Below are 26,794 nucleotides of genomic sequence, written 5' to 3'. Positions count from 1 at the left end.
GCCGTCGGCTTTCCGATCGGGACGGTCAGCTCTCCGCGCGCAGCGGCCACACCCCGTCCACGACCGCGTCCGCGTTGCCCTTCCTGCGCAGGAAGTCCTGGAAGTCCGCCGCCCATTCCGCGTACCACCCGATCTGGCTGCGGTGCAGGTCCGCGGGGCCGAGGGACGCGACCTTCGGGTGGCGGTCGGCTATCGCACAGGCGAGGCGGGCGGCGGCCTGGGCGTCGGCCGCGGCGTCGTGGGCGGACTCGAGCCGCACTCCGTACTCCGTGCAGACCGCCTCCAAATTCCGCTTGCCCCTGCGGTAGCGGTCGACGGTGCGGTCGATCGTGTACGGGTCGATCACCGGGCCGGGGGCGATGCCGCCGAGCCGGTCGCGCAGGGACGGCAGGCCGTGCCTGCGGAGCTCGGCGGAGAGCAGGCTGAGGTCGAAGACCGCGTTGTACGCGACGACCGGGACGCCCGACAGCCAGTACGACGTGAGGACGTCGGCGAGCGCGTCCGCGACCTCGGCGGCGGGTCTGCCCTCGGCCGCCGCCCGTTCGTTCGTGATGCCATGCACGGCCACCGCGTCCGGCGGGATCGGAACTCCCGGGTCCGCGAGCCAGGTGCGGCGCCCCAGCGTCTCGCCGGCCTTGACCTCGATGACCGCGCCGGTGACGATGCGCGCCTCGTTCGGATCCGTCCCTGTCGTCTCCAGGTCGAAACCGATCAGCAGCTCCTGGTGCCAGCCCATGGCCGCCCCCTTCTTCGTGGTGCTTTCCCCCAGTGACCACCACGATCCCATGCGCCACTGACAATCCGGGGGGCGGAGTCAGGACACCGGGCGCGAGTCCGCCCAGGCCACCTCGAACTCCTCGCGGTATGTGGCGAAAAGGCCGCCGTCGCCCGGATCGCCCGACTTGACCACCCGGCTGCCGCCCCGCAACACGAGCACCGGCGCCTCCATCCCGCGGGTCCTGCGCAGATACGACTGGACGACACCGATGCCGTCCGCACCGTCCCCGTCGACCAGATAGGCGGTGAAGCGCGGCGTCTCGTCGAACACCTGGATCTCGAACGCGCCAGGGTCCTTGAGCCGCGCCCTGACCCGGCGCATGTGCAGGATGTTCATCTCGACGGACCGGCTCAACTCACCCTTCTTTATCCCCAGTTCGCGTTCCCGGCGCTTGACCGCGCTGCTGGCCGGATTGAGGAAGAGCAGCCGCGTCCGGCAGCCGGACTCGGCGAGCCGGACCAGCCGCCGCCCGGAGAAGTTCTGCACGAGGAGGTTGAGCCCTATCCCGATGGCGTCGAGCCTGCGGGCGCCGCCGAACATGTCCTCCGCGGGGAACCGGCGCAGGAGCCGCACCCGGTCCGAGTGCACGGCCACCACGTCCGCGTACCGGTCGCCGACCAGATCCTCGACGGCGTCGACGGGCAGCCGCCGCGCGGAGGGCGTGTCGGTGCCGGAGCCGAGCATGTCCAGGAGGCGGGCGGAGGCGCGCTCGGCCTGGGCGAGGACCGTTTCGGAGAGGGCGCGGTTGCGGGAGACGACGTTCCGCGTGACCTCCAGCTCGTCGAGGGCGAGCTCGACGTCGCGCCGGTCGTCGAAGTACGGCTCGAAGCACGGCCAGTGCTGCACCATCAGCTCACGCAGCTGCGGCAGTGTCAGAAAGCTGAGGACGTTGTCGTCGGCGGGGTCGAGCAGATAGCCCTTGCGGCGGCTCACCTCACGCACGGCGACGGCCCGCTGCACCCACTCCTGCCCGGCCGGGCCCGCCGCGGCGACGACCCAGTCGTCGGCGTGGACGGGTTCGTAGACGGGACGCAGAACAGCGGCCACGACCGCGCGCAGCCGCTGCTCCACCAGGTTCAGCCAGATGTAGGCCCGCCCCGCGCGCTGCGCGCGCGTACGGACCTCGCGCCAGGCGTCGGCGTCCCAGTCCAGTTCCGGTCCGATCTGAGATTCCATCTCCATCGGCCGGGCCAGGGACACCGCTCCAGGGGGTACGTCCGCGGAGCTCCCCTCGTGACCCTCGTCACCAGGGGGCAGCTCCCGCCCGCCCGAGCTCACCCGCGCACCGCCTTCCGCTCCCGCGAACACTCCCCCGGTCAACGATCAAGGAAGGGTACTCCGGGAGCGGCGGGCGGTGCAGCCCGATGGGCCGGGCAGTTTCTCAACCGCCCAGCGGCGGCTGGCCGTTCTGGTTGGCGAGATCCTGCGGAGTGAGCGGGCTCATAGCGGTCACGTCGCGCGCGGCCAGCGAGAAGCCCTGCCAGTGGACCGGCATCGGCTGCTGGTCCTCGTCACGCGCGATGTGGTGGAAGCCGATGTGGACCCAGGTGACCGGGTGGTCCATGGCCTGGCCGTTCACCCACTTGTCGACGCTGTCCGGGGTGCCGTTGGGGCAGCCGATGTTGTTGCTCGCGTACTGCTCGCACTTCTTGTACTGGGTGAAGTACACGTCGTGCTTGGTGAACTCGCGGCCCGCGTGCTTGTTGCTGGGGCCCGGCACGATCTCGTACGAGCGCGGGTGGCCGTCCTTGTTCTTGCCCGTGTTGCTGACCACACGCCACCAGCGCATGTCCTTGCGGTCGCCGGCGAGCTCCTTGGTGACCTTGGTGCGGGTGGTCTTCGTGGTGGGGCTGCCGTCGCCGGTGGGCGGGGTGACCTTGGAGTCGTACTGCTCGACCTTGGCCTTCGGGGAGCCGTCGAGGCCGAAGTTGAGGCGCCAGAAGACGTTGTGGGCGTGGCTCTCGGCCTTGGCCTGGTCGCCCTTGCCGATCGGCCAGCCGCGGTCGTCGCCGCCGTCGTAGTCGTACGGCGAGAGACTGCCGGTGGCGCCGACGTTGGAGGTGATGGTGCCGTCGGAGGAGAAGCGCCACTCCGTTATGTACTCGTACCAGGAGGCCTTGTTCACGGTGTAGACGAGGAGGTCCTTGCCCTGGCCCGTGTAGGTCTTTCCGGTACCGCCGGTGCTCGCGTCGTCGTTGAGGCGGTAGGCGTGCCCACGCGCGCGCGTGGTGGCGCACAGACCCTTCACGTCGCCGCGGTGCGGGACCTTGACGGTCTTGATGGTGCCGCCGGGGCACTCGCCGGGGTTGAGGTTCTGCAGGGCCTGGCCGAAGTCGGTGCCGGTGACGTCGTCGTACTCGGCCTGGCCGTCGTCGTAGGGGACGTGGACCTGGGCGAGCCGGGCGCTGGTGAGGACCGGGATGGGCTTCGCCTCACCCTTCGGCTGGTAGCTGATCTTGTCGAGGATCAGGCCGGAGAGCGTGTTGTAGTGCCAGCACATGCGCCAGGTCGTGCCGCCGTCGACGGTCTGCTCGATCTTGTACGCGTCGCTGCAGTCGGCCGCGGCGGTCGGCGCCTGCGGGGCCCGCGGGGCCGCAGTCGCGGGTCCGGCGACGGTGACGGCGCCGCCGACGAGCGCGGAGACCGCGAGGGCCATCGTGGCCCTCTTTCGGGCGCGCGAAAGTCTGTTGACGTGCATGGTGAAGTGGACTCCCTCGTCCGAGGAGAAGGTGGCGTGTGGTGTCGTGAGCGGGTGGCCGGGATCAGCCGAGGCGGCCCACCGTGCGGGTGCTCAGGTCGACGACGAGGGCCCTGGTGTCGATCCACGGGCCGCTCTTGACCTTGGTGACGACCTGCAGGCACCGGTTCTTGCCGCAGTCGCCGAGGCTGGACGGCACGCGCTTCACCGTCTCCTTGCGGAAGACCATGCCGCTCAGCTGCAGCTGGTCGGGGCCGGTGAGCGCCTTGCCCGTGGCGTGCTTGAAGTCCTTCTTCAGGCCCTTGCCGAGCGGGTCGGCGATCAGCAGCCTGGCGCCCTCGGCCAGCTCTTCCTGGCTGGGCGGTGGCTGCACGTTCTTGGTGGTGACCGTGTCGGCCACCTTGCCGGTCTCCAGGTTGACCGTCTTGGTGATGACGGTGTCCTTCTTGTAGTCGTAGTACACGACCTCGGCGCTGCGCGGCGCGTCGCCGCCGTTCGGGTCCGGTTCGCTGAGGTTGGTGGACAGCAGCTGCGGCCCGCGGTCCCCCTCGACGTCCCGGGCGCTGGAGCGCAGCGGGCCCGACACCGAGGCCTTCTCGGCCCGCTCGATCTCCTCATCGGTCAGCGGGTCGCTGCCGACGCCTTTCGCGCCTTCCTCGGGCGCCGCCTCCACGACACCATCCTTCGCCACGGCGTCCTGCTGCGCCGCCGCCGCGTTGGCCTGACGGTCCCCCGAGCCGCCCGCCTCGGACCCCGACAGATTGACGCCCACCAGCACGGCTGCCGCGGCGACCGCGACCGTCGTGCCGGCCACCACCTTCCCCAGGTGGCGTCTGACTATGTCTCGCACTACTCCCCCTACTCCCCTGGCGCCCCATTCATGGGCATGCCGAGTATGTGGTCAGACGGTTAGACGGGTACAACTCCTGGGTGGTTGCCCCACTTTCGGGCACACTCTGGCCGAAGTGGCCCCAAGTCGAGGGGGCGTGAGTGGAAGAGTCGTATACATGCAGGTCTGGCCTGGGCAGGCGTATCCCTTAGGTGCCACGTACGACGGAGCGGGCACGAATTTCGCGGTCTTCTCCGAGGCCGCAGAGCGAGTGGAGCTGTGTCTGCTGCACGACGACGGTTCGGAGACCGCCGTCGAGCTGCGCGAGTCCGACGCGTTCGTGCGGCACGCGTACCTGCCCGGCATCATGCCGGGCCAGCGGTACGGCTTCCGCGTGCACGGTCCCTACGCACCCGAGCAGGGGCACCGGTGCAACTCCGCCAAGCTGCTCCTCGATCCCTACGCGCGCGCGGTGAGCGGGCGCATCGACTGGGGGGAGGAGGTGTACGGCTACCACTTCGACGAGCCCGACGAGCGCAACGACATGGACTCGGCGCCCCACATGATGACGTCGGTCGTGGTCAACCCGTACTTCGACTGGGGCGACGACCGACCCCCGCGCACCCCGTACCACGAAACGGTGCTCTACGAAGCGCACGTCAAGGGCCTGACGATGCTGCATCCGGACCTTCCGGAGGAGCTCCGCGGCTCGTACGCGGCGCTGGGGCACCCGGCGATCATCGAACACCTCACCGGTCTCGGCGTCACCGCCCTGGAGCTGATGCCGGTCCACCAGTTCGTGAACGACCACCGTCTGGTCGACATGGGCCTGAACAATTACTGGGGCTACAACACCATCGGCTTCTTCGCCCCGCACAACGCGTACGCTTCCTGGGGCGACCGCGGCGAGCAGGTCCTGGAGTTCAAGCAGGCCGTGAAGGCGCTCCACGAGGCGAACATCGAGGTGATCCTCGACGTCGTCTACAACCACACCGCCGAGGGCAACCATCTGGGCCCGACGCTCTCCTACAAGGGCCTCGACAACGCCTCGTACTACCGCCTGACCGACGACCCGCGCTACTACATGGACACCACGGGGACCGGCAACTCGCTCCTGATGCGCTCGCCGCACGTCCTCCAGATGATCATGGATTCGCTGCGGCACTGGGTCCAGGACATGCACGTGGACGGGTTCCGCTTCGACCTCGCGGCGACGCTGGCCCGCCAGTTCCACGAGGTGGACCGGCTGTCGTCCTTCTTCGACCTGGTGCAGCAGGACCCGGTGGTCAGCCAGGTGAAACTGATCGCCGAGCCCTGGGACGTCGGCGAGGGCGGCTACCAGGTGGGCAACTTCCCGCCTCTGTGGACCGAGTGGAACGGCATGTACCGCGACACGGTCCGCGATCTGTGGCGCGGCGAACAGCGCACCCTCGCGGAGTTCGCGTCGCGGCTCACCGGCTCGTCCGATCTCTACCAGGACGACGGGCGGCGCCCGCTCGCGTCCATCAATTTCACCACTTGCCACGACGGTTTCACCCTGCACGACCTCGTCTCGTACAACGAGAAGCACAACCACGCCAACGGCGAGGACAACCAGGACGGCGAGAGTCACAACCGGTCCTGGAACTGCGGCGCCGAGGGCGAGACGGACGATCCGGACATCCTGGCGCTGCGGGCGCGGCAGATGCGGAACTTCACCGCCACGCTGATGCTCTCCCAGGGCGTGCCGATGCTCAGCCACGGCGACGAGTTCGCGCGCACGCAGTCCGGCAACAACAACGCGTACTGCCAGGACAACGAACTGGCGTGGGTGCGCTGGCCGGACGGCGAGAACTCCCTCCTCACCTTCACCCGCACGATGGCGATGCTCCGGCGCGACCATCCGGTCTTCCGCAGGCGCCGCTTCTTCCACGGCAGGCCGGTCCAGGGCACGCACGACGAACTGTCCGACATCGCCTGGTTCACCCCGGAAGGGGACGAGATGGAGCAGCCGGACTGGGACTCGTCGCAGGCGCGGGCGCTCAGTGTGTTCCTGAACGGCAACGCCATCTCGGAGCCCGGGCCACGCGGGGAGCGGATCTCCGACGACTCGTTCCTGCTGCTGTTCAACGCGTCCCCGGAGGCGATCGAGTTCGTGGTGCCGGTCAACCACGGCCGTCAGTGGCAGCTCGTGATCGACACGGCGCACGAGGACGGGGTGCCGCCGGAGCCGGGGCCGAAGGTGCGGGCGGGCGACCGGCTCACGCTGGCCGACCGGAGTCTCACGGTGCTGCAGCGTCCGGCGTGACGGTGGCGGTGGCCGTGGCCGTGCGGGGCTCCTCATAGGGGTCGTGCGACGGGCCGGGGCGGTGCGGGTCGTGGCGGTGCGGGTCGTGGCGGTGCGGGTCGTGGCGGTGCGGGTCGTGGCGGGCGATCAGCGCGATCACGAACGCGACCGCCGCGGCCGCGCTGCCGAGGGCGAACGCCGCCCCCGCGCCGTGCGACTCCGCCAGGCGCCCGGCCACCGCGAACGTCACCGCCTGGCCCCCGACGAACGCGCTCGCCGCGAACGTCATGCCCTCGGCGAGCCGCTGCGGCGGCACGGCGCGCTCGGTCAGCGCGAAGCCGGTGATGAGGTTCGGGGCGTAGATCGCGCCGAACAGAGTGACCACTACGTAGAGGCCGATCAGGCTGTCCGTCCACACCAGGGGCAGCGACAGGAGCGCCGCCGCGGCCGTCGCCACGCGCCAGCGGGCGATCAGTCCGAAGCGTTCGGGCAGCGCGGCCATGGAGAGGCCGACCACCGCGCTCATGACGCCCATCGCCGCGTACACGAGGCCCGCCTGCCCTGGCCGGCCGAGCTCGTCGGTGAGCGCGGTGATGCCCGCACCGCAGGCGCCGAGCAGCACCCCGAGGAACAGGAGCCCCACCCGCACCACGTACACGGAGCGCGGAAGCCGCGGGCGTCCGCCACGCGCGCGTGCCGGGTTCCCGGCGACCGCCTTGGGCGTATGTCCTGTCGGGTGCAGGGCGAAGGCCGTGCCGCAGACGGCGACCAGGAGCGAGGCGAGGCCGAAGGCGTACGCCGGGTGGCCCGCGACGGACGCGAGGCCCACCAGGGCGGGGCCGAGGACGAAGGACAGCTCGTCCATGGTGCTCTCCAGGGACAGCACGGTCCCCGCGAGCCGGTCGTCGCCGCCCTTGGCGCGGACCAGCGGGACGACCCGGGCCCTCGCCAGCGGGCCGATCCCCGGGATCGTCGCGCCCGCCAGCGCGCCGAGTGCGACGAGCGCGGGCGTCGGCAGGTCGGCGAGGGCGCCCAGGGTGTACGCCGCGATGGCCACGGCGTTGACGAGGGAGAAGGCGAGGACGACGGAGCGCTGGCCGCGCCGGTCCGCGAGGCGCCCGACGAACGGGCCCAGGGTCACCTGGCCGAGCGCGAGCGCGCAGGCGACGATCCCGCCGGTGGCCAGCGATCCGCTGGTCTCGGTCACCAGCAGCACACTGCCGAACTGGATCATGGCCACGGGGAGCCTGCCGAGGAACGAGACGACCGGCAGCGGCGCCCCCGTCATCCGAAGCACCGTGCGGTACGCGTCCCGTGTGTTCTCAGCCATCGTCCGACGCTAACGACGCCGTCGTCCCCGCACGCATGAGTCGATGACACGAAAGCCTCCCGAGCGGGTACGTACGTTCGCATGACGCGCATGACGCCGGAGCGCCCCGGCCCCGCGGTACCGCCGCCGCCCACCGCCACGTACCGGCTGCAGCTGCAACCGGACTTCCCCTTCGCGGCCGCCGAGGCGGCCGTCCCCCATCTGGCCTCGCTCGGTGTCTCGCATCTGCACCTGTCACCGGTGCTCGAAGCCGTTCCCGGGTCCACGCACGGCTATGACGTCGTGGACCACGCGCGCGTGCGCGACGAACTCGGCGGCGAGGACGGGCTGCGGTCCCTGTCCCGCACCGCGCGGCAGTCCGGGCTCGGTCTGGTCGTGGACATCGTGCCGAACCACATGGCGGCGGTGCCGCGCCACAACCACGCGCTGTGGGAGGTGCTGCGCGAGGGCCCCGGCTCGCCCTACGCGCGCTGGTTCGACATCGACTGGGACGCGGGCGGCGGGCGCGTCCTGATGCCGTTCCTCGGCGGCAGGCTGGGCGACGAGCTGGGACAGCTGCGGGTCGACGGGGACGTACTGCACTATCACGAACATGCGTTCCCCATCAGGGAGGGCACGGCGGAGCTGCCGCTCCAGCAGCTCCTGGACGCGCAGTGGTACCGCCTGTCCTGGTGGCGGCTGGCTCGTACCGAGCTCAACTACCGCCGCTTCTTCACCATCTCCGATCTCATCGGGGTGCGTGTCGAGGATCCGGACGTCTTCGACGCGACGCACGGGAAGATCCTGCAGCTGCTGCGCGAGGGGGTCGTCGACGGGCTGCGGATCGACCATCCGGACGGTCTCGCGGACCCCGGGGCGTACCTCCAGAAGCTGCACGAGGCGACCGGCGGCCGGTGGACGGTCGTCGAGAAGATCCTCGCCGACGGGGAGCGCCTGCCCGCCGCCTGGCCCGTGGCCGGCACCACCGGGTACGACGCCCTGCGCCACATCGACGGCGTCCTCGCCGACCCCGCGGGCGCCGGTGAACTCCTCGGCCAGTACCGGCGCTTCGCCGCGGCCCCCGCCGACCGGGGCGGCGACTGGGAGGCGACGGTGCGCCGCGCCGCGTACAAGGTCGTCACGCGCGAACTGGCCGCGGAGGTGGCCCGCCTCACGCGCGCGGCGGGCGCGATCTGCGCGACGGTCCCCGCGCTGCGCGACCACGCCCCGTGGACGCTGCGCACCGCCCTCAGGGAGCTGCTCGTCCGGCTTCCCGTCTACCGGCCGTACGTCTCCGGGGGCGACGCACCCGAGACGGTCCTCACCGAGCAGGCCGCCGAAGAGGCCAGGGCGGCCTTCAGCGTGCCCGAGGAGGCCCGCGCGGTCGATGTCGTACGGGACTTGGCCCTTGGCCGCGTCAGGGCCGTCGGAGAGGCCGCGGAGGCCGCCGGCGCCATGGCGGAGTTCCGTGCGCGGTTCGCGCAGACCGCGTCCGCGCTGCGCGCCAAGGCCGTCGAGGACACCGCGTTCTACCGGCACGCGCCACTGCTCTCGGCGGCGGAGGTGGGCGGCGCCCCCGAGCGGCCCGCGGTGCCCGTGGAGGAGTTCCACGCGTACTGCGCGCGCGTGCAGCGCGACTGGCCCTACTCCGGCACGGTCCTGACGACCCACGACACCAAGCGCAGCGCGGACGTACGGGCGGGCATCTCCGTCCTCACGCAGTGCCCGGGCCGGTGGGCCGACCTCCTCGCCGAGGTCACCGAGCAGACCTCGCGCATGGGCGGCACGGGCGCGCCCGACCCGCAACTGGCCTGGGCCGCCTGGCAGACGGCCGTCGGCTTCGGGTTCCCCTACGACCAGCGGCTGCAGAACGCCCTCCTGAAGCACGTGCGCGAGGCGGGCCTGCACACGAGCTGGACCGAGCAGAACGAGGCGTACGAGAAGGCGGTGGCCGCGTTCGTGGAGGCGGGTCCTTGCGGGCCGCCGCTGTACGCGGTGGCGTCCTTCGCGCGGGAGATGGACGCGCATGTGCGGGCGAACGTCCTGGGGGCGGCGCTGCTGCAGCTGACGATGCCCGGCGTGCCCGACGTCTACCAGGGCACGGAGGGCGAGTACCGCGCCTTGGTCGACCCGGACAACCGGCGGCCCGCCCGCTTCCAGCCACACGTCCTGGAGCGGCTCGACTCGCAGCGGGAACGCTGGGACCTCTCGGAGGAGAAGCTGGCGCTCACGGCGACGGCGCTGCGGCTGCGCGGGCGAAGGCCCGAGCTGTTCGGCGGTGCGGCGACGTACGAGCCGCTGACCGCGGAGGGGCCCGGCGCCGGGCACTGTGTGGCGTTCGCGCGCTCCGGGGAGATCGTGACCGCCGTGACACGGCTGTCGCTGCGGCTCGCGGACGCGGGCGGCTGGCGCGGGACGGAGCTCGCGCTCCCGCCGGGCCGGTGGGCCGATCTGCTCGCTCCGGGGAGGGAGTTCGAGGGGCACGCGCGCGTGGAGGAGCTGTTCGCCTCGTCGCCTGTGGCGCTCCTCGCGCGTGCCTCCGGAGCCGAGGAGGCCGGGGCGCCTCCTACCGGGGACGTACGAGAAGAGTCCGCGGACCGCGGGTCAGCAGTCCCCGGGGAGCCGGTCTGAATCCGGGCGCCCAGCGCAGGCCGGGGAGGGCGTCGAGCAGGGCGCGCAGGCCGTACTCGGCGGTGCGGGCGGCGAGCTCGGCGCCCGGACAGGCGTGGCGGCCGGTGCCGAGGGCGAGGCGGCCGGGGTCGGAGCGGTGGATGTCGTAGCGGTCCGGGTGGGCGAACCGGGCGGGGTCCCGGTTGGCGGCGCCGACCAGGCACGCCACGACGGTCCCCGCGGGCAGGGGCGCACCGGCGACGGTGACCTGGCGGGCCGCGCGGCGCAGGACGACGGGTGCGGGCGGGTCGCGGCGCAGGGACTCCGCCCAGGCGGCGGGGATCCGTGCGCGCTCGTCGCGGACGAGGGCCAGCTGGTGCGGGTCGTCGAGAAGGTTGGCGAGGAACGAGGCGAACGCGAGGGCGGTGGCCTCTCCGCCCCCGCCGAGCAGCGAGCCGACGAGTCCGCACACGGCCTCGTCGGAGAGCGGCCTGCCGTCGACCTCGGCGCCGCACAGCACGGAGAGCAGATCGGTGCCCGGGTGGGCCCTGCGGCGCGCCAGGTGGGGGCGCAGGCAGGCGTCGAGCTCGTGGTGGTGGCCGCCGAGGTGGGTGAGGCCGCCGCGGCACCACTCCTGTACGCGGGCGGTGTCTTCGTAGGTCAGGCCCAGGGCCGCCATGACCGCGGCGGTCGGCAGCCACTGGCAGAACTCGGTGAAGAGGTCGGCCTCCTCGCGGGCGGCGATACGGCGGGCGAGGACGTAGGCGGTGCGTGAGGCGCCCGCGGCCAGGGCGGCGAGGGCGCGGCCCCGCAGCGCGGGTTCGACCAGGGCGCGGTGGGCGCGGTGCGTGGCGCCCTCCATGTGGGTGAGGGTCCGGCCCGGCGGCACCGCGACGAGCCCTTCCTGGCCGAGGGCCCCGCACACGTCCGCGTACCGGCTCACGACCCACGCCCCGAGCAGCTCGTCCCGCACCAGCGGGAAGCCCTCCCGCAACACCCTGAACACGGGGTACGGGTCGGTCGCGACACCGGGCGACACGAGGCTGGGCGGCACCGCCCTGGGCAGCCGCGGTGTGCGGGGCCGGGTGTCCGCGGGGGCGCACGACATGAACGGCGGGGGGCGCACCTCGGCCGACGCGGAGCCGGTGTTCAACGCGGACGGCACGCGCAGGGCGGGACGTGTTTCCGGCGGGGGTATCGGACCGTCCGGCGGGACGGGAGGGCAGCGCACCGCGGGGCTCCCACCTGTGCGTCGGCGCGGCGAACGGCCGCGCGGGTGTGTTCCAGAGGACCACTGGGCGGTCTCCGTCGCAGGCCACGTACGGCCGTTCGAGTGACGGCCGCCGTCACGTCGGGCGGGCGGACGCGTCCTTGACACGTCTCCCGGGGCATGGGGTACTGCGATTGCCTCAGGGGTGAACCGGACGGGGGGCCAACTGGCGGTGCAGCACTATCCGAGTGTTCCTGAACTCGTCCTTTCCGCGCGGCAGTTGTCAGCACACCGCCCCGATCTGGCCTCCCTTCGCGAAGTGGGAACCTCGCGTGCGGGGCGGCCCCTGCACCTGCTCTCCATAGGGCACCGGCCGCGCGCCGTCCTCGTCGTCGCCGGCGCGCACGCCAACGAGCCGGCCGGTGGCTCCACGCTGCTGCACCTCGCGGAACGGGCCCTGCGCGATCCACGGCTGCGCAGCGACACCTCGTGGCACTTCCTGCTCTGCGCGGACCCGGACGGCGCGAGCCTGCACCGCACACCCGCCCCGCGCACGCTCCTCGACTATCACCGGAACTTCTTCCGCCCGGCGGGGCCCGAGCAGCCGGAGTGGTCGCCCTCCGTCCTGCCGCCCGACCGGCTGCCGCCCGAGACCCGCGCCCTGACCGCCGTCATCGACGAACTGCGCCCCTACTTGCAGGTGTCGTTGCACGGCACCGACCTGGGCGGCAGCTGGATACAGCTCACGAAGGACATCCCCGGCCTCGCCGAGCCCTTCGTCAAGTCGGCCGCGGAACTGCACATCCCGGTGGAGACGGGGGCGTCGGACGCCGCGGGCTGGCCGGTGTCAGGGCCGGGCGTCCACGTGCTGCCCCGGCCCGGCACGGACGCGGCGTACCCGAGCCTGCCCGAGGACGCCCGGCGCACCACCTGGCACCACATCCACCGCTACGGCGGGCGCACCGCGATCATCGAGGTCCCGATGTGGGCCAGCGATCTGGTCGACGACCCGCAGCCGCACCCGACGCCGACCCTGGCGATGCGGGCGCTCGCGGGACGGCTGCGGCGCGACGCACGGCTCGTGGAGGACATCCTGGCCGACGCCCTGCCGCGGCTGTCCCGGAACGGCGCGTGCGGGGTCCCGGACGGGCCGCTGCTGCGGGCCGTGCGGTGGGCGCTCGCGCTGGTGCCCGGTCTCGCCGACGACTGGCGGCGGCTGCCGCCCGCGGGGACGTCCCGGGCGTACATCGGGAGCGTCGACGCCTTCGGCAGGCGCCTGCCGCTGCGGGCCGCGGCGATGCTGCTGCGGGTCCTGGACGAGGCGGGCGACCGGGCGGCGCCGCGCCTGGAACTGCTCGTGGCGCAGTGGAGCGAGGCGTTCGCCGAACGGTTCAGAGCCCGCTGGGTGCCGCTGGAGCATCAGGTGGAGCACCAGTCGCGCACGACGGTCGCGGCCGCGCGGCACGCGCGCGTACAAGCCGACGGCGACCGCGCGACGGGCTGACCGCCCGAGCCCGCAGGAGGCGCTCAGCTGGTCGAGAGTCGGAACGCCATCCGGCCGAAGCTCACCGAGTCACCGTCCTGGACGATCGCCGCACCGGTCACCCTGCGGCCGTTCACGGACGTGCCGTTCGTCGAGCCGAGGTCGCGCAGCACCCACACACCGCCCTGCCGCCGCAGCTCGGCGTGGACCCGGGACACCGTGTCGTGGCTCAGCCGCAGGCCGTTGGCGGGGTCGCGGCCGATCCGCAGCGGAAAGGCGCTGTCGGGCGAGGGCAGCAGCAGCTTGGGCAGGCGTTCGGCCTGCCAGGCCCTGCGCAGCTTCATCGTGAACCCGGAGACCGCGCCCACACCGCCGAGCACCATGCGGGACCACCGGTTCTCGGTCCGCAGGTCGTCGGTGAGAGCGGCCAGTTCGTCGGGCCGCCTGGCGGCGAGCACGAGCTCCATGCGCCGCAGGAACGTGTCGTGCGAGAGCCTGCCGACGGCCGCGCCCTCCTTGAGTGCGTCCAGCGCCCGGTCGCGCTCCGCGTCCGTCACCCGCGCGGGGTACGTGGAGAACTCGAAAGAGGATGTCACCAGGGAATTGTCCGTCACTCGCCGCCCGGGTGTCCAGAACGGGTGATTCGAGCGGCGTTCGATCGCTTCCCGGCCGGATCCCCCCACGGACCGCGGGTTTCTGACGCACCATGGGACGCACGGTGTGACGGACAGCGGACGAGGGAGAACCGTCGGTGAGGTTCGAAGTGTGGGCGCCGGAGGCCGAGCGGGTCGTCCTGGAGTGCGCGGGAGCCACGCGCGCGCTGGAGCGCGACGGGGACCGCGCGGGATGGTGGACCGGGGAGGCGGCGGCCGAGGACGGCACCCGTTACGGCTTCTCGGTGGACGGGGGCCCGGTCCTGCCCGACCCACGCTCGCGCCGCCAGCCGGAGGGCCCCGACGGGCTCAGCGCGGTCGTCGACCACGACCGGTACGCGTGGCGCACGCCGTGGGCCGGGCGGGGGGTGCGGGACGCGGTCCTGTACGAGCTGCACGTGGGGACGTACACGCGCGAAGGGACCCTCGACGCGGCGGCTGAGCGGCTCGGGCACCTCGCGGAGCTGGGCATCACGCACGTGGAGCTGATGCCGCTGTGCCCCTTCCCCGGGCGGTACGGGTGGGGGTACGAGGGGGTGTCGCTCTGGGCGGTGCACGAGCCGTACGGCGGGCCCGAGGCGCTGAAACGATTTGTCGACGCGGCGCACGCGCACGGCCTCGGCGTCGTCCTGGACGTCGTCCACAACCACCTCGGCCCGTCAGGCAACTACCTGCCCGCCTTCGGCCCGTACTTCACCGAGACGCACCAGACACCGTGGGGCGCCGCCGTCAACCTGGACGCGCCCGGCTCGGACGAGGTGCGCGCGTACCTGATCGGCAGCGCCCTGGCCTGGCTGCGCGACTACCGCATCGACGGCCTCCGCCTCGACGCGGTGCACGCGCTGGTGGACACGCGCGCATACCACTTCCTGGAGGAACTCTCCGTCGCCGTCGACTCCTTGGCCGCCGAGCTCGACCGGCCGCTCTCGCTGATCGCCGAGTCGGACCTGGGCGACCCGCGGATCGTCACCCCGCGCGGGCGGGGCGGACTCGGCCTCCAGGCGCAGTGGAACGACGACTTCCACCACGCGCTGCACACCGCCCTCACGGGTGAGGCGCAGGGCTACTACGAAGACTTCGCGCGCGCCCCGCTGGCCGCGCTCGCCAAGACGCTGACGCACGGCTTCTTCCACGACGGGACGTACTCGACGTTCCGCGGCCGCGCCCACGGACGCCCCGTGGACCGCGCGCGGACACCCGCGTACCGCTTCCTCGGCTACGCGCAGACGCACGACCAGATCGGCAACCGCGCCCTGGGAGACCGCCTTTCGGCCTCCCTCTCCCCCGGCCTGCTCGCCTGCGCGGCCGCGCTCACCCTCACGAGCCCGTTCACCCCGATGCTGTTCATGGGCGAGGAGTGGGGCGCCGCGACGCCCTGGCAGTTCTTCACCGACCACACGGACCCCGAACTCGCCGAGGCCGTACGCCGGGGCAGGCGCAGGGAGTTCGCGGCGCACGGGTGGGCCGAGGAGGACATCCCCGACCCGCAGGACCACGGGACCCGCGACCGCTCCTGCCTGGACTGGTCCGAGCCCGCGGAGGGCCACCACGCGCGGCTTCTCGCCTGGCACCGGGAACTCATCGCCCTGCGGCGCGCCCGCGGCGACCTGACGGACCCCGATCTGGCGGCGGTGCGCGTCGCGTACGACGAGGGGGCACGCTGGTTCGCGTTCCGGCGCGGGGATCTGCGGATCGCCGTGAACCTCGGCAAGGAGCCCGTCACCGTGCCGCTGGACGGGCGCCACGCGCGCGTGCTCGCCGCGTGGGAGCGGGTCGAGGCGCCGGGCGCGGACGGGGTGGTGCGGCTGCCGGCCGAATCGTGCGTGATCCTGGCGACCGCGTGAACTCGACGACCCCGTGAACCCGACGACCGCGTAACGTCGGGGCCCACCCTCGGGAGGCGGATCATGAAGCAACGATTTCTGGGCCGGACCGGTCTGCGCGTCAGCGAACTCTGCTTCGGCACGATGACGTTCGGCAGCGGCGCGGACGAGGCGACGTCGCACCGCATGCTGGACACGTTCACGGAGGCCGGCGGCACGTTCATCGACACGGCCGACATGTACGGACGCGGCCTGTCGGAGGAGATCCTCGGCCGCTGGCTCAAGGGCCGCCGCAGGGACGAACTCGTCGTCGCCACCAAGGTGTTCGCCACGATGAGCGACGCGCCTAACGCCGGCGGCCTGAGCCGCAAGCACATCGTGTCGGCCGTCGAGGCGAGTCTGCGGCGGCTCGGCACGGACTACATCGACCTCTACCAGACGCACGTGTGGGACGCGACGACGCCCGTCGAGGAGACCCTGTCCACCCTGGACACCCTCGTGAAGGCAGGCAAAGTGCGCTACCTGGGCGCGAGCAACCACTCCGGGGCGCAGCTGCAGAAGGCCCTCGACGTGGCGCGGGCGCACGACTGGGAGCCGTACGCGTCCCTGCAGCCGTTCTACAACCTGCTCGGGCGCGACATCGAATGGGAGCTGCTGCCGCTCAGCGAGGCGGAAGGCGTCGGCGTCATCCCGTACAGCCCGCTGCACGGCGGCTGGCTCTCCGGCAAGTTCCGGCGGGGCATGGCGGCCCCGCCGGAGGGCACGCGGGGCGCGGCCAGCTGGGAGGAGCGGGCCACGGAGGACACGTGGCGGGTCGTCGACGCGGTCCTGGAGGTCGCCCGGGAGACCGGGCGGTCCCCGGCACAGGTGGCACTGCGCTGGCTCCTCCAGCAGCCCGGTGTGACCGCGCCGATCGTCGGGGCGCGCTCCGTCGAGCAGCTCACCGACAACCTCGGCTGCGTGGACTGGGAGCTGACGGCCGGGCAGCGGGACCGGCTCACCGAGGCGAGCGCGCGGCCGCTGCCGTACCCGTACAACGTCCTCGCGCACTATCCGGGGCGCGAGCCGCGCACCGGCCCGCGCACAGATGTCGGCTAGGGCCTGTGTCGAAAGTCCCGTCGTCCGCCCGGAGGGCGGGCCCGGCGGCGTCCGGCGCGTGCGATCGCAAGGCGGAGGGTCGCCCCGATACTGGTTGTATCGGGGCGACCCGACAACGCCGCGAGGGCGCGTGCCGGACGCCGCCGGGCAGGCGGGACTTTCGACACAGGCCCTAGGGCGGTTGTTCTCTGCCCCTTGGCGTCAGTCGACGATCGCCATCTCGCGGGCGGTGGTGTTGAGCCGCCGCCCGCCGTCCTCGGTGACCGTCACGATGTCCTCGATGCGCACGCCGAAGCGGCCGGGCAGGTAGATGCCGGGCTCCACGGAGAAGCACATGCCGGGCACGAGGGGCTGCTCCTCGCCCTCGATCATGTAGGGCGGTTCGTGGGTGGTGACGCCGATGCCGTGGCCGGTGCGGTGGATGAAGTACTCGCCGTAGCCGAACTCGGTGATGACGTCGCGGGCCGCGCGGTCGATGTCCTGGCAGGCCGCGCCGGGCCGCACCGCCGCGCAGCCGGCCGCCTGCGCCTCGCGCACCACGTCGTGGACGCGCTGCTCCTCGGCGGTCGGCTCCCCCACGTGGACGGTGCGGGAGGTGTCTGAGCCGTACCCGTGCAGGAGTCCGCCGAAGTCGAGGACGACCATGTCGCCCCGCTCGATGACGCGGTCGCCCGCCTCATGGTGCGGGTTGGCGCCGTTGGGCCCCGAGCCGACGACGGTGAAGTCCACCTGCGAATGCCCGAACCTCCGCAGCAGGTCCGCGAGATCGCCGGCGACGTCCGTCTCCCTGCGCCCCGCGAAGGGCACCTTCTGGATCTCCTCGTACGCCGCGTCGGCCGCCGCGCCCGCCGCCGCGAGGCGCTCCAGCTCGGCCTCGTCCTTGACCGCGCGGAGCATCGGCAGGGCCTGCGTGAGCGATACGTAGGAGGTGTCGGGCAGCGCCTGCTGGAAGCCGAGCAGGTGCATCGCCCACGCGTTGTCGCTCACTCCGAAGCGGCCGGACAGGTCCAGGAGGGGCGCGGTGACGGCGTACGGGTCCTTGCCGTCGGTCCAGTCCCGCAGGATGAGCGCGTCGGCGCCGACGGCGCGCGCGGCGTCCGGGGCCTCCAGGGTCGGCACGACGAGGACGGGGTCCTGTCCTGCCGCGAGCACGAGGAGCGTCAGGCGTTCGGTGTCCGCGGTCGGCCGGTAGCCGGTGAGCCAGACGAGGTCGGGGCCCGGGGCGACGAGCACGCCCACCAGACCCGCGTCCGAGGCCGCGGCGGCGGCCCGCTCCATACGTGCTCGGTAGTCGTCGGCGGTGAAGGGCGCGGGCGCGCTGCTCATGATGACCTCCTGTTGTCCACGGAGATCCTGCCCTTCCCGGCACGCGACCGCGAGCCCGGGTCAGGTGACGACGCCGGGCCGTGCGGCCAGGACCTGCCGCGCGCCGCTCTCGTGGCGCACCGTCAGGGTCACGGTCCGGCCGGCCCGCGCGCGGCCGACCTGCGCGGCGAGCTCGGCGGCCGAGCCGATGCGGGTTCCGCCGAACACGACCACGGTGTCGCCGCGCACGAGCCCCGCGGCGTGCCCGGGCCCCGGCACGTGCACCCCGACGAGCAGGGCACCCGCACCCGCGCTTCGGGGCGCGTCGACGGCCTCGATGCCGAGGGTGGCGGCGGGAGGGCGTGGGCGTGGCTGTGGGGGGAGCGTGTTGCGGGGGCTGGGGGCGGGCGTTTTCGGCCCGGTCACGGGTACGCCGGAGCCGTGGGCCGACACCGCCCCGGCAGACCCGGCCACGGTCTCCCCCGCCCCGGCGAGCTTGCTCATCCCGATGACGCCGGCACCCACGGTCCCGATGCCGATCCCCGACAACACGAGGACGGCAGCGCAAAGCCCACCGAAGACCACCGTCCCCCACCGCCTACCGGGACGACGCCGGGCGGCGTGGGGGCGGGGGCGGCGAGTTTTGCGGGGCTTGACCGGCGAGCGGAGACGATCGCCAGGCGCCGGGCGCGCTGATTTTGGAGCTGAACCGCGACGGCGACGGCGAGGGGGGCGGGGCGGCGGGGGGCCTAGGGGGTCGAGGGGGGCGAGTGGGTCGAGGGGGGCGAGGGGGTCGCCGGAGCGTGGGGGGAGGGTGGCGTGCTCGCCGGAACGTGGGGGGACGGTGCTGTGCTCGCCGGAGCGTGGGGGGAGGGTGGCGTACTCGGCGGGGCTGGAGGCCGCGTTGGCGTACTCGCCGGAGCCGGGGGCGGCGGGCTCGCCGAAACTCGGGGTGACGTACTCGCCGGAGCTGGGGGCGAGGTGCTCGCCGAAGCTCGGGGTGGCGTGGTCGCGGGAGTTGGGGGCGGTGCGCTCACCGAAACGGGGGGTGGTGTACTCGCCGGAAATCGGGGCGGCGTGCCGGCCGGCGCTCTGGCGCGCCCCTTGGCCGGGCTCCCGTCCGAGGGCTTGCCCGACGCTGTCGCCAGGCCTCTCGCCCCAACCCCCATCGCCCTCCCGCGCAGGGTCACACCCCCGCTCCCGGCCACCGCCCCCACCAGCACCCCGACCGGCCTCACCCCCAGGCCCCCGCCCCGGACGCCCACCCGTACCCCGGCCCAGATCCGGACCGCCGCCCCCGCCAGGGCTACCCCCCGGGCCCCAGTCCTCCTCCTGGACCTGGGTGCGGCGTCGGGTCTGGTCACCGTCTTCGGGGAAGACCTCGCTCGGGACCGGGGCGGCGTGTCGGTCGGGGTTCCCGTCCGGGTCCCGGTCGGGAACCCCGCCCAAGGGCCGGCCCGGGACCCCGCCCGGGTCCTGGGCAGGGCCCGGGCCCGGGGTCTGGCCCGGCATCGGCTTGGGACGCAACGTGGTGTGATCCATGGCTCGCCTCCGGCCACAGCTCTACCCGGAGTGACCCCGCGTCGACGCCTCACGAACGGGTGATGTCCAGATGGCCGGTCAGGGTGCGGGCGGGGCCTCGCAGTGTGCCGGTGTGGAGGAGTTCCGTGCGGTGGACGACGCGGGGTGCCGTCAGAGGTACGGCGACCGTGCCCCGTGCCTCCTCCGCCGCCCACCGCGGCAGCAGGGCGAGACCGTGGCCCGCGGCGACCAGCGCGGTCAGGGTGCGCAGGTCAGTGCCGTCGTAGCGCAGCGCGGGGCGGAAGCCCGACGTGCCGGACGCGGCGCGGAGTTGTGCCAGCGGCAGCCCCGTGTCCGGCGCGTCGATCCAGCGGGCGTCCACGAGGTCGCCGAGGCGCAGCCCCGTGCGGCGGGCCAGCGGGTGGTCCCCGGCGAGGAGCACGGCGACGGGTTCCTCCGCGAGACCGCGCACGCGCAGCGGGGCGACGTCCGGCAGGCGCAGGGGGTCACTCGGCGCCGCGAGACCGTCGACCAGGCCGAGGTCGGCCGCACCCGTCGCGACCGCCGCGGGGACCTCGTCGCGCGGCAGCACGGCGAGGGTGACGCCCGCGACCGGGAGCGCCCGGACCATACGCGGCGTCAGCGCCGTCGACGTCGCCGCGAGCGTCAGCCCCTGTTCGGGAGCGGCCGCCATGCGGACGACCTCCGCGCGGGCCGCGTCCAGACGCAGCAGCAGCGGGCCCGCGTGCTCCAGGAGACGCGCCCCCGCCGGGGTGGGAGCCACCGGCCGCCGGGTGAGCAGTGCCGCACCGAGGTCCTGCTCCAGGGCGGCGATGTGCTGGGAGACGGCGGACTGGGTGTAGCCGAGTTCGCGGGCCGCCTCCGAGAAGGAGGCGAGACGGGCCACCGTCACGTACGTGCGCAGGAGGTGCGGATCCATGGTCGCAAGGATGCCCCGGCGCGGCCGACGGCACGGCCACCACCATCCGGGGCGGCGCCCGGCCGTCGGCGTGTGGACGTCCGGCCACCGACATCAGCAATCCGACATCAGCAACGCTTATGCACCGTGCAGCAATCATCGTTGGACGTGAACTGACGGCCCCGACCAGGATGACCCGCATGACCACAGACACCCGCGCCGCCCGCCTCGCCCTCGTCGGCGAGCGCTCCCCGAACGTCACCTCCCACACCCGGATCCCGCTCCTCCTGGACGCCCTCGCCACCCAGGACCGCCTCGTCCTCGACGCGTACTGGATACCGACCGAGGACGCCGAGGAGCCGGGCGCCGTGCGTGGCTTCGACGCCGTGTGGGTGGTGCCGGGCAGCCCGTACCGCAGCGAGGCCGGCGCGCTCGCCGCGATCCGCACGGCGCGCGAGGACGGCGTGCCCTTCCTCGGTACGTGCGGCGGCTTCCAGCACACGCTCCTGGAGTACGCGCGCAACGTGTGCGGCCTGACCGACGTCGCGCACGCCGAGAACGACCCCGACGCCGACGACCTGCTCCTCACTCCTCTCGCCTGCTCGCTGGTCGGCCACGAAGGCACGGTGACGATCGCGGAGGGCTCGCTCGCCGAGTCCGTCGTGGGCGCCCGCACGTCGCTCGAGCGCTACCACTGCTCGTACGGCCCCACCGCCCACCTCGACACGCTGCGGGCGCACGGTCTGCGCTTCTCCGGCGAGGACGAGGAGGGCCAGGTGCGCATGGCCGAACTGCCCGGCCACCCCTTCTTCCTGGCCTCCCTCTTCCAGCCCGAGCTGGCCGGCGACGGCTCACGCCCGCACCCGATCGTGCGGGCCCTGGCGCGAGCCGCCGTCCGGCACGCGGGCGTGCCGGCCTGACTTTCACCGGCCGACAGATCACCGGCCGACAGACACAGGCCCTAGCCCCCGTGGCCCCCGTGACCACCCCCGTGCCCCGCGCCGTGGTCGAACTTCAGCGCCTCCTTGGGCATCACGACGAAGGGCCGCATCATGCCCATGTCCTCGTGCTCGAGGAAGTGGCAGTGGTACATGAACCGGCCGTACGCCCCGTCGAACTTGCCCATGACGCGCAGCATCTGCCCGCCGGGGACCCGGAAGACGTCCTTCCAGCCGCGCTCGTTCGGGGCCAGCGGTACGGGCCGCTGCGGGTCGACGGATATGGGCGCGAGGGTGCCGCCGATGGTGACGTCGAAGCCCGAGACGTCGCAGGTGTCCCTGCCGAGGAGCTGGAAGTCCGCCAGGTGGATGTGCATCGGGTGGAGCACCGGCGGGTTCGCGGCGAGGTTCAGGAACGTCCACTGTTCGTGGGAGCCTTCGGCGATGGTGATGCCGAGGCCGTCGTTGAACGTGCGGGCGATCCTCCGGTACGTCTTGACCTTGCCGTCGCCCCCGCGCAGCTGGATGATCCCCTCGGTCGGCACCTGGATGTCACCCGGCTTCTCGACCTCCGCCATCTCCCAGATCTCCGGGTGGCCACCGCCACCCTTCGTGGCGGGCGGGGTCAGCACGATCAGCCGGTGGCCGTGCGCGATGTCGTGCGTGAGCGGGCGGAAGGAGCCCGAGAGGACCTCCGGCAGTTCGAACGCGTCCGGCTCGGCGCACTCGCCCACCCGGAACTCCATGACCTGCGGATAACGCACGTCGTTCGCGACGTCGGGCACGCCGGGCGCCTGCCCGCGCCCCTTGTTGACCAGCCGCAGCCGCTGCCCGGCGAGTGCACGGAAGTCGATGAGCAGGTCCATGCGCTCGGCCGGGGCGACGGTGAGCGTGGGCAGCGCCCCGTCGAAGTCGACCGGCACGGGGCGCGGCAGGAGCCCGCCGTCGCTGCCGATCTGGTGGAGGACGCCCCGCACGGGGTTGTTGTCCTCGTCGACGAGAACCAGGTCGTAGATGCGCGCGTTCGACGCGTTGACCAGGCGGAAGCGGTACCAGGCCGCGTCCACGTCGGCGTACGGCCAGATGCGGCCGTTGACCGTGGTGTAGGGACCCGAGAAGGGCAGCGTGACGGGCTTGCCCGTCTCCGCGTTCTTCGGGTCGACGACGGTGGTCTTGTGCAGGAGGCGGCCGTTCAGCCGGCCGTCGCCCTCGTCCGTGTCCAGGTTCCTGTCGGCGATGAGCAGTGGTATCTCCCGCTCGCCGCAGGGCAGTTGCAGCGCGTCCTCCTCGTCGTCCCGGACCAGATACGTGCCGTAGAGACCCGCCATCACGTTCCAGCGCGTGATGTTCATGGCGTGGTCGTGGTACCACCACTGCACGGCCTGGTGGTCGTTCGGGTACTCGGAGAGCTGGGCGTCTCCGTACCCCACGGCGTTGTCCGCCCAGCCGTCGTTGCCGCCGCCCGTCTGCGCGCCGTGCAGGTGCGTCACGGACCAGGCGGGCAGCGCCGCGACGTCCTTGTTGGGCTCGATGCCCCCGCGGCCCGGCAGGGTGGTGGGCAGCGGGTCCTTCCGCGGGTCGCCGAGCGGAGCCTCGACGGCCGTCACGGGATACTCGCCCTGCGGAATGCGGTTGGTCCACGCGATGCGGACCCGCTGCCCGCGCCGCACCTCGATGGTGGGGCCCGGCACCGAGCCGTCATACCCCCACATCAGCGTCGGCGGGAGCTGTGGGTGCAGGCGCACCCACGTCGGCCGCAACGCGATCTCGGTCTCCTCCAGCACGTCCGCGGAGTCGGGCCGCAGGACCGGCGGAACGGTCAACGGCGCCACGAACGGCGCCAGTTCACCGTCGGCGGGAGCCCTCCCCGCCGCTTCCGCGCCGGCGTCCGCCACGCCCGTCGGCTCTTCCGTGCTGCTGCGTTCAATGATGTCGGTCAAGATCGAACACCCCCGTGTCCATCCCCCGTTTCGCGGCCGATCGACGGCCGCCTTCACTTCAGAAGACTCCTGGCGCCTCACCGAAGTTCCACGAATCCTCCATTCCGGATGAAACCATCCGAAGGGGGCTCGTGAGAGCGGTGCGGGGCGCACGATCGGGCAGGAAGCCGTGTGCGCGCCCGGCGAGGTCCTGCGCGCCGTAGCGCCGGCAGCCGCGGTGCCAGTTGAGGACGCCCGCCATCCAGTTCTTCAGGTCGGCGACGTAGCCGTCCATGGCCGCGCGGCCCTCGCGTGAGAGCGCGAAGTCCTCGTACAGAGCGGGTAATCCGTTGGCGCAGACGTGTTCGAACTGGCGCATGCGCTGTGTCGTGAGGTCGTGGACGACCCGCAGGGCCGACGGGTAGTCGCAGCCGAAGAAGTTCCGCACGACGAGGATCGCGTTGTGGAACTCGCCCTCGTACTCGATCTCCTTCTGGTACGAGAAGATGTCGTTCACGAGCATGGCGTAGTCGACGGCGGCGTTCTCCAGGGAGCGGACGGGACCGCTGCGGTAGAGCGCGGGCGGCACGGCGGGCCCGTGACCCATCCGGCACAGGCTCATCGTGAGGTCGGCGCCGAACGTGGCGCGGCGCATCTCCAGGTAGTCGACCGGGTCGGGGACGCGGTGGTGCAGCTGGTTGAAGATCTCCCACACCCAGCTCTCCGTCATGACATCGACGGCCTCGCGCAGCACCCCGCGCTGCCGGTCGGTCATGTCGCGGGTCGTGCGCGACCACAGGTCGACGAGGCCGCGCTCCAGGGCGTTCGCGGGCACCGGTACGGGCTCGCCGGCGAGCGTCATGCAGGCGGAGAGGCGTTCGGTGCAGAGCTTCGCGGCGGCGACGTCGCGGCGGCGGCCGAAGACGAGGGGGTAGTAGTCGTCGCCGTAGGTGCCCCACGCGAGCCACTGCGTGCTGAGGTCGAGCGCCTCTTGTGTGCCGTCCGGGTCGAGCCCCGCGGCGCACAGCGGCAGGTCGTACGCGGCGAGCTTGTCCTCGTCCCAGACGCCCTCCTCCAGGACACCCGTTTCGTGCGCCCACCCGGTGATGCGCCGCCGCGCGGTGTCGAGGCCGGGGTTGAGCCGGAGCGGGAACGGCATGTAGAGGTCGGGAATGCGGGAAGGGCCCACCTTCTGAAAGGGCACGTGCGTGAAGGACCGCGCCCGTTCCGCCCCCGCGGCGGAGAGCAGCGACGCGATGCCGGACCCCGAGGTCCCGAGGCCGGTGGGGCCGGCGAGCGGTGAGCCGGTGAGGGCGCCCTCGTTCATGTACCGACTGGAGCGCAGATGCCATTCGTGGCCGCCCGACTGCCAGTCCTGCAGCCCCTTCGTGTACGCGGCGACAGCCGCCACCTCGGGCGGGGTGAGACCTTTCTCCACGGCGAGAGCGGGCACTTCGGTGACCGCCGTGTGCTCGAACTGGTGCAGGCGCGAGGTCAACACGTCGTTGACGGTGTCGGCCGCCTCCTGGGTGGTGCATGCGAAGAAGGTCTCCAGGACGAGCACTCCATTGCTGAGCTCGCCCTCGTCCTGGACCTCGCGCTGGTACGAGAACAGGTCGTTCCGAAGGTGGACGGCGTCGGCGAACGTCTCCATGAGCACGCGCAGCGGCCGCGCCCCCGCGACCGACGCGGGCACCTCCGCCGTCGCGTACTCGATGAGCCCCGCGGACCAGGGTGCGCCACCGACCTTGCGGCGCATCTCGATGTACTCGACGGGGTTGGCGATCCGCCCCTCGTCGATGTTGGAGAGCTCCCACATCGACTCGTTGAGCAGGTGTTCCGTGGATTCCGCGAAGCGGCGGCGCCAGTCCTTCGACATCGCGGGCACGGTGCGCGCCCACAGGTCGGCGAGGCCCGCCTCCACGGGGTTGCGGGCCTCGGGCACGGCGGCCGACAGGTCCATCGGCATGAAGAGGGGCAGGCGTTCGAGGTGCGCCTTGCCGGCCGCGCGGTCGTTGGTGCGCTTGTACATGTCCAGGAAGTGGTCGTCGAAGAAGAACACCCACACGTACCAGTCGGTGATCAGTGACAGCGCCGGACCGTCGCAGTCGGGGTGCGTGTACGCGCACAGCAGGCCGTAGTCGTGCGCGTCGAGGTCGCTCTGCTCCCAGACACCGCTGCCCTCCAGCATGCCCATGTCCCGCGCCCAGCGCGTGGAGTGCGCGCGTGCCTCGTCCAGGTGCGGATTGAGTCTCGCGGCGTACGGCATGTAGAAGCGCGGCAGTTCGAACGGTTGGGTCATGTGCCCGGCCCTACCCGGCGCTCCGGGCGGGCATCCGTGCGGCGCCCCATGATCGCACCATCGCGTGAACCGGGGTCACTTCGCCTTCGAAAGACGGAAGGGCGTGCGAAGGACCGGCCGGGCCGCACCCGCCGCTCCGCACGTTCCTCGCACGATCCCCGCACGTTCCCTGCCCGCGAATCCCGGTTTTCCCCGCGTGCGTACCGTTCACGCCTCTAGGCTGCCGACGACGCCGTCGGAAGGAAGCACGTCGATGACCGATGCGCCGCTGCGAGCGGAGCTGCTCCTGGACCGCGAGGTCCCCGAAGAACTGCGCCGCGAGCTGGTCGCCGCCTTCGAAGGCCTCGGCGCCCCGCCGGTCCGTGTCCGGCACACCGTCGACCACCGCGGTGCCGCCGACATCCCGTGGATCGTCCTCGCCTCGCTGCCGCTGCAGGCGTTCCTCACGGGCCTGGGGGCGGAGGCCGTCAAGGACGCGTACGACGCGTTCAAGGGTGTCGTACGAAGGACAGCGCGCCCCGAGCCGCGGACTCCCGTCGCCCCGCCCGGGGCGCGGCAAGCCCGTCCGGAGGGAGCGGTGGCCCGGCCGATCGTGCTGCAGGACGCGTCCACCGGCCTCGACATCGTGCTGGAGCCCGACCTGCCCGCGGAGGCGTACGAGCGGCTCACCGCACTCGACCTCACGGAGTTCGCGGTGGGCCCGCTCCACTACGACCGCGACCGGGGCCGCTGGCGTTCGCTCCTCGACGAGGCCACCGACTGACCCGCACGCCACGGACCGGAATCGGGGGCCGACTGTGACGACGCAGCCCAGGGACGAGGACCTTTCCCAGGCGGAACAGGCGTGCGCCGAGGGCGAATCGGCCCTGGAACGCGGCGACACGGCCACCGCGGAGGACTCTTTCGCGAAGGCGCTGCGGCTCGCGGGGGCGGACAGCGGGGTGGACGGCGGGGCCGGGGGCGGCGCGTGCGGCCGCGACGCCGGGGGCGACGCGTATGGCACCAACGCCGGAGGCGACGCGCATGCCCCCGACACCGAAGGTGGCGCCCGCCGCCCCGACACCGAGAGCGACGCGCATGCCCCCAACGCCAGAGGCCGCGTGTGCCGCCCCGACACCGAAGGCGACGCGCAC

The 26,794-nt window shown here is 72.7% G+C and carries 19 protein-coding genes; 7 read left to right on the top strand and 12 right to left on the bottom strand.

Annotated features, from left to right (window positions below):
• Positions 1-25: 25 nt before the first annotated feature.
• The 4 genes from DEJ49_RS28860 to DEJ49_RS28845 all read right to left on the bottom strand — a co-directional run bounded on the left by DEJ49_RS28860 (position 26) and on the right by DEJ49_RS28845 (position 4,290).
• On the bottom strand, positions 26-736 hold the full coding sequence (locus tag DEJ49_RS28860) for a 3'-5' exonuclease (protein ID WP_150186808.1): 711 nt from the start codon (positions 734-736) through the stop codon (positions 26-28).
• Positions 737-814: 78 nt separating this feature from the next.
• Positions 815-2,056, bottom strand: a complete 1,242-nt coding sequence (locus tag DEJ49_RS28855) for an SAV2148 family HEPN domain-containing protein (protein ID WP_150186807.1) — start codon at positions 2,054-2,056, stop codon at positions 815-817.
• A 103-nt stretch (positions 2,057-2,159) separates the two neighbouring features.
• The gene (locus tag DEJ49_RS28850) at positions 2,160-3,476 is read right to left on the bottom strand and encodes a copper amine oxidase (protein ID WP_150186806.1); all 1,317 of its coding nucleotides are present in this window, start codon (positions 3,474-3,476) and stop codon (positions 2,160-2,162) included.
• Between the two features lie 64 nt (positions 3,477-3,540).
• Positions 3,541-4,290, bottom strand: a complete 750-nt coding sequence (locus DEJ49_RS28845) for a Tat pathway signal sequence domain protein (RefSeq protein WP_223833031.1) — start codon at positions 4,288-4,290, stop codon at positions 3,541-3,543.
• 193 nt (positions 4,291-4,483) lie between these two features.
• On the opposite strand from DEJ49_RS28845, the gene glgX reads away from it, so the two are divergent.
• Positions 4,484-6,592 (top strand): glycogen debranching protein GlgX, encoded by a 2,109-nt coding sequence (gene glgX, locus DEJ49_RS28840; protein ID WP_150186804.1) that lies wholly within the window; start codon positions 4,484-4,486, stop codon positions 6,590-6,592.
• Here the strand turns inward: glgX and DEJ49_RS28835 are convergent.
• On the bottom strand, positions 6,567-7,901 hold the full coding sequence (locus DEJ49_RS28835) for an MFS transporter (protein WP_150186803.1): 1,335 nt from the start codon (positions 7,899-7,901) through the stop codon (positions 6,567-6,569). The genes glgX and DEJ49_RS28835 overlap by 26 nt on opposite strands.
• 90 nt (positions 7,902-7,991) lie before the next feature.
• Between DEJ49_RS28835 and treY the strand changes: the two genes are divergently transcribed.
• Positions 7,992-10,511, top strand: a complete 2,520-nt coding sequence (treY, locus tag DEJ49_RS28830; protein WP_150188534.1) for a malto-oligosyltrehalose synthase — start codon at positions 7,992-7,994, stop codon at positions 10,509-10,511.
• On the opposite strand, the gene DEJ49_RS28825 is transcribed toward treY, so the two are convergent.
• Positions 10,447-11,655 (bottom strand): cytochrome P450, encoded by a 1,209-nt coding sequence (locus tag DEJ49_RS28825; RefSeq protein WP_223833030.1) that lies wholly within the window; start codon positions 11,653-11,655, stop codon positions 10,447-10,449. The two genes, treY and DEJ49_RS28825, sit on opposite strands and share 65 nt — an antisense overlap.
• A gap of 271 nt (positions 11,656-11,926) precedes the next feature.
• Here DEJ49_RS28825 and DEJ49_RS28820 point away from each other — a divergent pair, with 271 nt between their 5' ends.
• Entirely contained in the window at positions 11,927-13,204 is a 1,278-nt protein-coding gene (locus DEJ49_RS28820; RefSeq protein ID WP_150188533.1) for a M14 family zinc carboxypeptidase, read from the top strand.
• A 23-nt stretch (positions 13,205-13,227) separates the two neighbouring features.
• On the opposite strand, the gene DEJ49_RS28815 is transcribed toward DEJ49_RS28820, so the two are convergent.
• A complete protein-coding gene (locus tag DEJ49_RS28815; protein ID WP_150186802.1) occupies positions 13,228-13,779 on the bottom strand; it encodes a DUF1707 and FHA domain-containing protein in 552 nt (183 codons plus the stop codon).
• Between the two features lie 155 nt (positions 13,780-13,934).
• Here DEJ49_RS28815 and treZ point away from each other — a divergent pair, with 155 nt between their 5' ends.
• Both treZ and DEJ49_RS28805 read left to right on the top strand, forming a co-directional pair.
• Positions 13,935-15,680, top strand: a complete 1,746-nt coding sequence (gene treZ / locus DEJ49_RS28810; RefSeq protein WP_150186801.1) for a malto-oligosyltrehalose trehalohydrolase — start codon at positions 13,935-13,937, stop codon at positions 15,678-15,680.
• A 63-nt stretch (positions 15,681-15,743) separates the two neighbouring features.
• The gene (locus DEJ49_RS28805) at positions 15,744-16,757 is read left to right on the top strand and encodes an aldo/keto reductase (RefSeq protein WP_150186800.1); all 1,014 of its coding nucleotides are present in this window, start codon (positions 15,744-15,746) and stop codon (positions 16,755-16,757) included.
• Positions 16,758-16,958: 201 nt separating this feature from the next.
• On the opposite strand, the gene DEJ49_RS28800 is transcribed toward DEJ49_RS28805, so the two are convergent.
• From DEJ49_RS28800 to DEJ49_RS28790, 3 genes are all read right to left on the bottom strand, one after another.
• Positions 16,959-18,083 (bottom strand): aminopeptidase P family protein, encoded by a 1,125-nt coding sequence (locus tag DEJ49_RS28800; RefSeq protein ID WP_150186799.1) that lies wholly within the window; start codon positions 18,081-18,083, stop codon positions 16,959-16,961.
• Between the two features lie 60 nt (positions 18,084-18,143).
• The gene (locus DEJ49_RS28795; protein ID WP_223833029.1) at positions 18,144-18,566 is read right to left on the bottom strand and encodes a PDZ domain-containing protein; all 423 of its coding nucleotides are present in this window, start codon (positions 18,564-18,566) and stop codon (positions 18,144-18,146) included.
• Positions 18,567-19,653: 1,087 nt separating this feature from the next.
• Positions 19,654-20,523: a LysR family transcriptional regulator gene (locus tag DEJ49_RS28790; protein WP_150186797.1), complete on the bottom strand. Its 870-nt coding sequence runs from the start codon at positions 20,521-20,523 to the stop codon at positions 19,654-19,656.
• 179 nt (positions 20,524-20,702) lie between these two features.
• On the opposite strand from DEJ49_RS28790, the gene DEJ49_RS28785 reads away from it, so the two are divergent.
• On the top strand, positions 20,703-21,422 hold the full coding sequence (locus DEJ49_RS28785) for a glutamine amidotransferase-related protein (protein WP_150186796.1): 720 nt from the start codon (positions 20,703-20,705) through the stop codon (positions 21,420-21,422).
• Positions 21,423-21,463: 41 nt separating this feature from the next.
• On the opposite strand, the gene phsA is transcribed toward DEJ49_RS28785, so the two are convergent.
• Positions 21,464-23,380: an O-aminophenol oxidase PhsA gene (gene phsA, locus DEJ49_RS28780; RefSeq protein ID WP_190329473.1), complete on the bottom strand. Its 1,917-nt coding sequence runs from the start codon at positions 23,378-23,380 to the stop codon at positions 21,464-21,466.
• A 58-nt stretch (positions 23,381-23,438) separates the two neighbouring features.
• Complete coding sequence (cyc2, locus tag DEJ49_RS28775; protein ID WP_150186795.1) at positions 23,439-25,661, bottom strand: germacradienol/geosmin synthase Cyc2; 2,223 nt, start codon at positions 25,659-25,661, stop codon at positions 23,439-23,441.
• Positions 25,662-25,914: 253 nt separating this feature from the next.
• Here cyc2 and DEJ49_RS28770 point away from each other — a divergent pair, with 253 nt between their 5' ends.
• Complete coding sequence (locus DEJ49_RS28770) at positions 25,915-26,424, top strand: hypothetical protein (RefSeq protein ID WP_150186794.1); 510 nt, start codon at positions 25,915-25,917, stop codon at positions 26,422-26,424.
• Positions 26,425-26,794 lie beyond the last annotated feature (370 nt).

This window comes from Streptomyces venezuelae, from assembly GCF_008642335.1.
Taxonomy (GTDB): Bacteria; Actinomycetota; Actinomycetes; order Streptomycetales; family Streptomycetaceae; genus Streptomyces; species Streptomyces venezuelae_F.
Note: the sequence above shows the minus strand (reverse complement) of the source record. Positions and strands in the feature narration are given on the sequence as shown.

What these genes read in the sequence shown, in the direction of transcription:
- cyc2 (WP_150186795.1), bottom strand. Translation starts at nt 25,661, where the DNA reads ATGACCCAACCGTTCGAACTGCCGCGCTTCTACATGCCGTACGCCGCG.
- DEJ49_RS28860 (WP_150186808.1), bottom strand. Translation starts at nt 736, where the DNA reads ATGGGCTGGCACCAGGAGCTGCTGATCGGTTTCGACCTGGAGACGACA.
- DEJ49_RS28835 (WP_150186803.1), bottom strand. Translation starts at nt 7,901, where the DNA reads ATGGCTGAGAACACACGGGACGCGTACCGCACGGTGCTTCGGATGACG.
- DEJ49_RS28785 (WP_150186796.1), top strand. Translation starts at nt 20,703, where the DNA reads ATGACCACAGACACCCGCGCCGCCCGCCTCGCCCTCGTCGGCGAGCGC.
- glgX (WP_150186804.1), top strand. Translation starts at nt 4,484, where the DNA reads ATGCAGGTCTGGCCTGGGCAGGCGTATCCCTTAGGTGCCACGTACGAC.
- DEJ49_RS28805 (WP_150186800.1), top strand. Translation starts at nt 15,744, where the DNA reads ATGAAGCAACGATTTCTGGGCCGGACCGGTCTGCGCGTCAGCGAACTC.
- DEJ49_RS28790 (WP_150186797.1), bottom strand. Translation starts at nt 20,523, where the DNA reads ATGGATCCGCACCTCCTGCGCACGTACGTGACGGTGGCCCGTCTCGCC.
- DEJ49_RS28800 (WP_150186799.1), bottom strand. Translation starts at nt 18,083, where the DNA reads ATGAGCAGCGCGCCCGCGCCCTTCACCGCCGACGACTACCGAGCACGT.
- DEJ49_RS28850 (WP_150186806.1), bottom strand. Translation starts at nt 3,476, where the DNA reads ATGCACGTCAACAGACTTTCGCGCGCCCGAAAGAGGGCCACGATGGCC.
- DEJ49_RS28795 (WP_223833029.1), bottom strand. Translation starts at nt 18,566, where the DNA reads ATGAGCAAGCTCGCCGGGGCGGGGGAGACCGTGGCCGGGTCTGCCGGG.
- DEJ49_RS28770 (WP_150186794.1), top strand. Translation starts at nt 25,915, where the DNA reads ATGACCGATGCGCCGCTGCGAGCGGAGCTGCTCCTGGACCGCGAGGTC.
- treY (WP_150188534.1), top strand. Translation starts at nt 7,992, where the DNA reads ATGACGCCGGAGCGCCCCGGCCCCGCGGTACCGCCGCCGCCCACCGCC.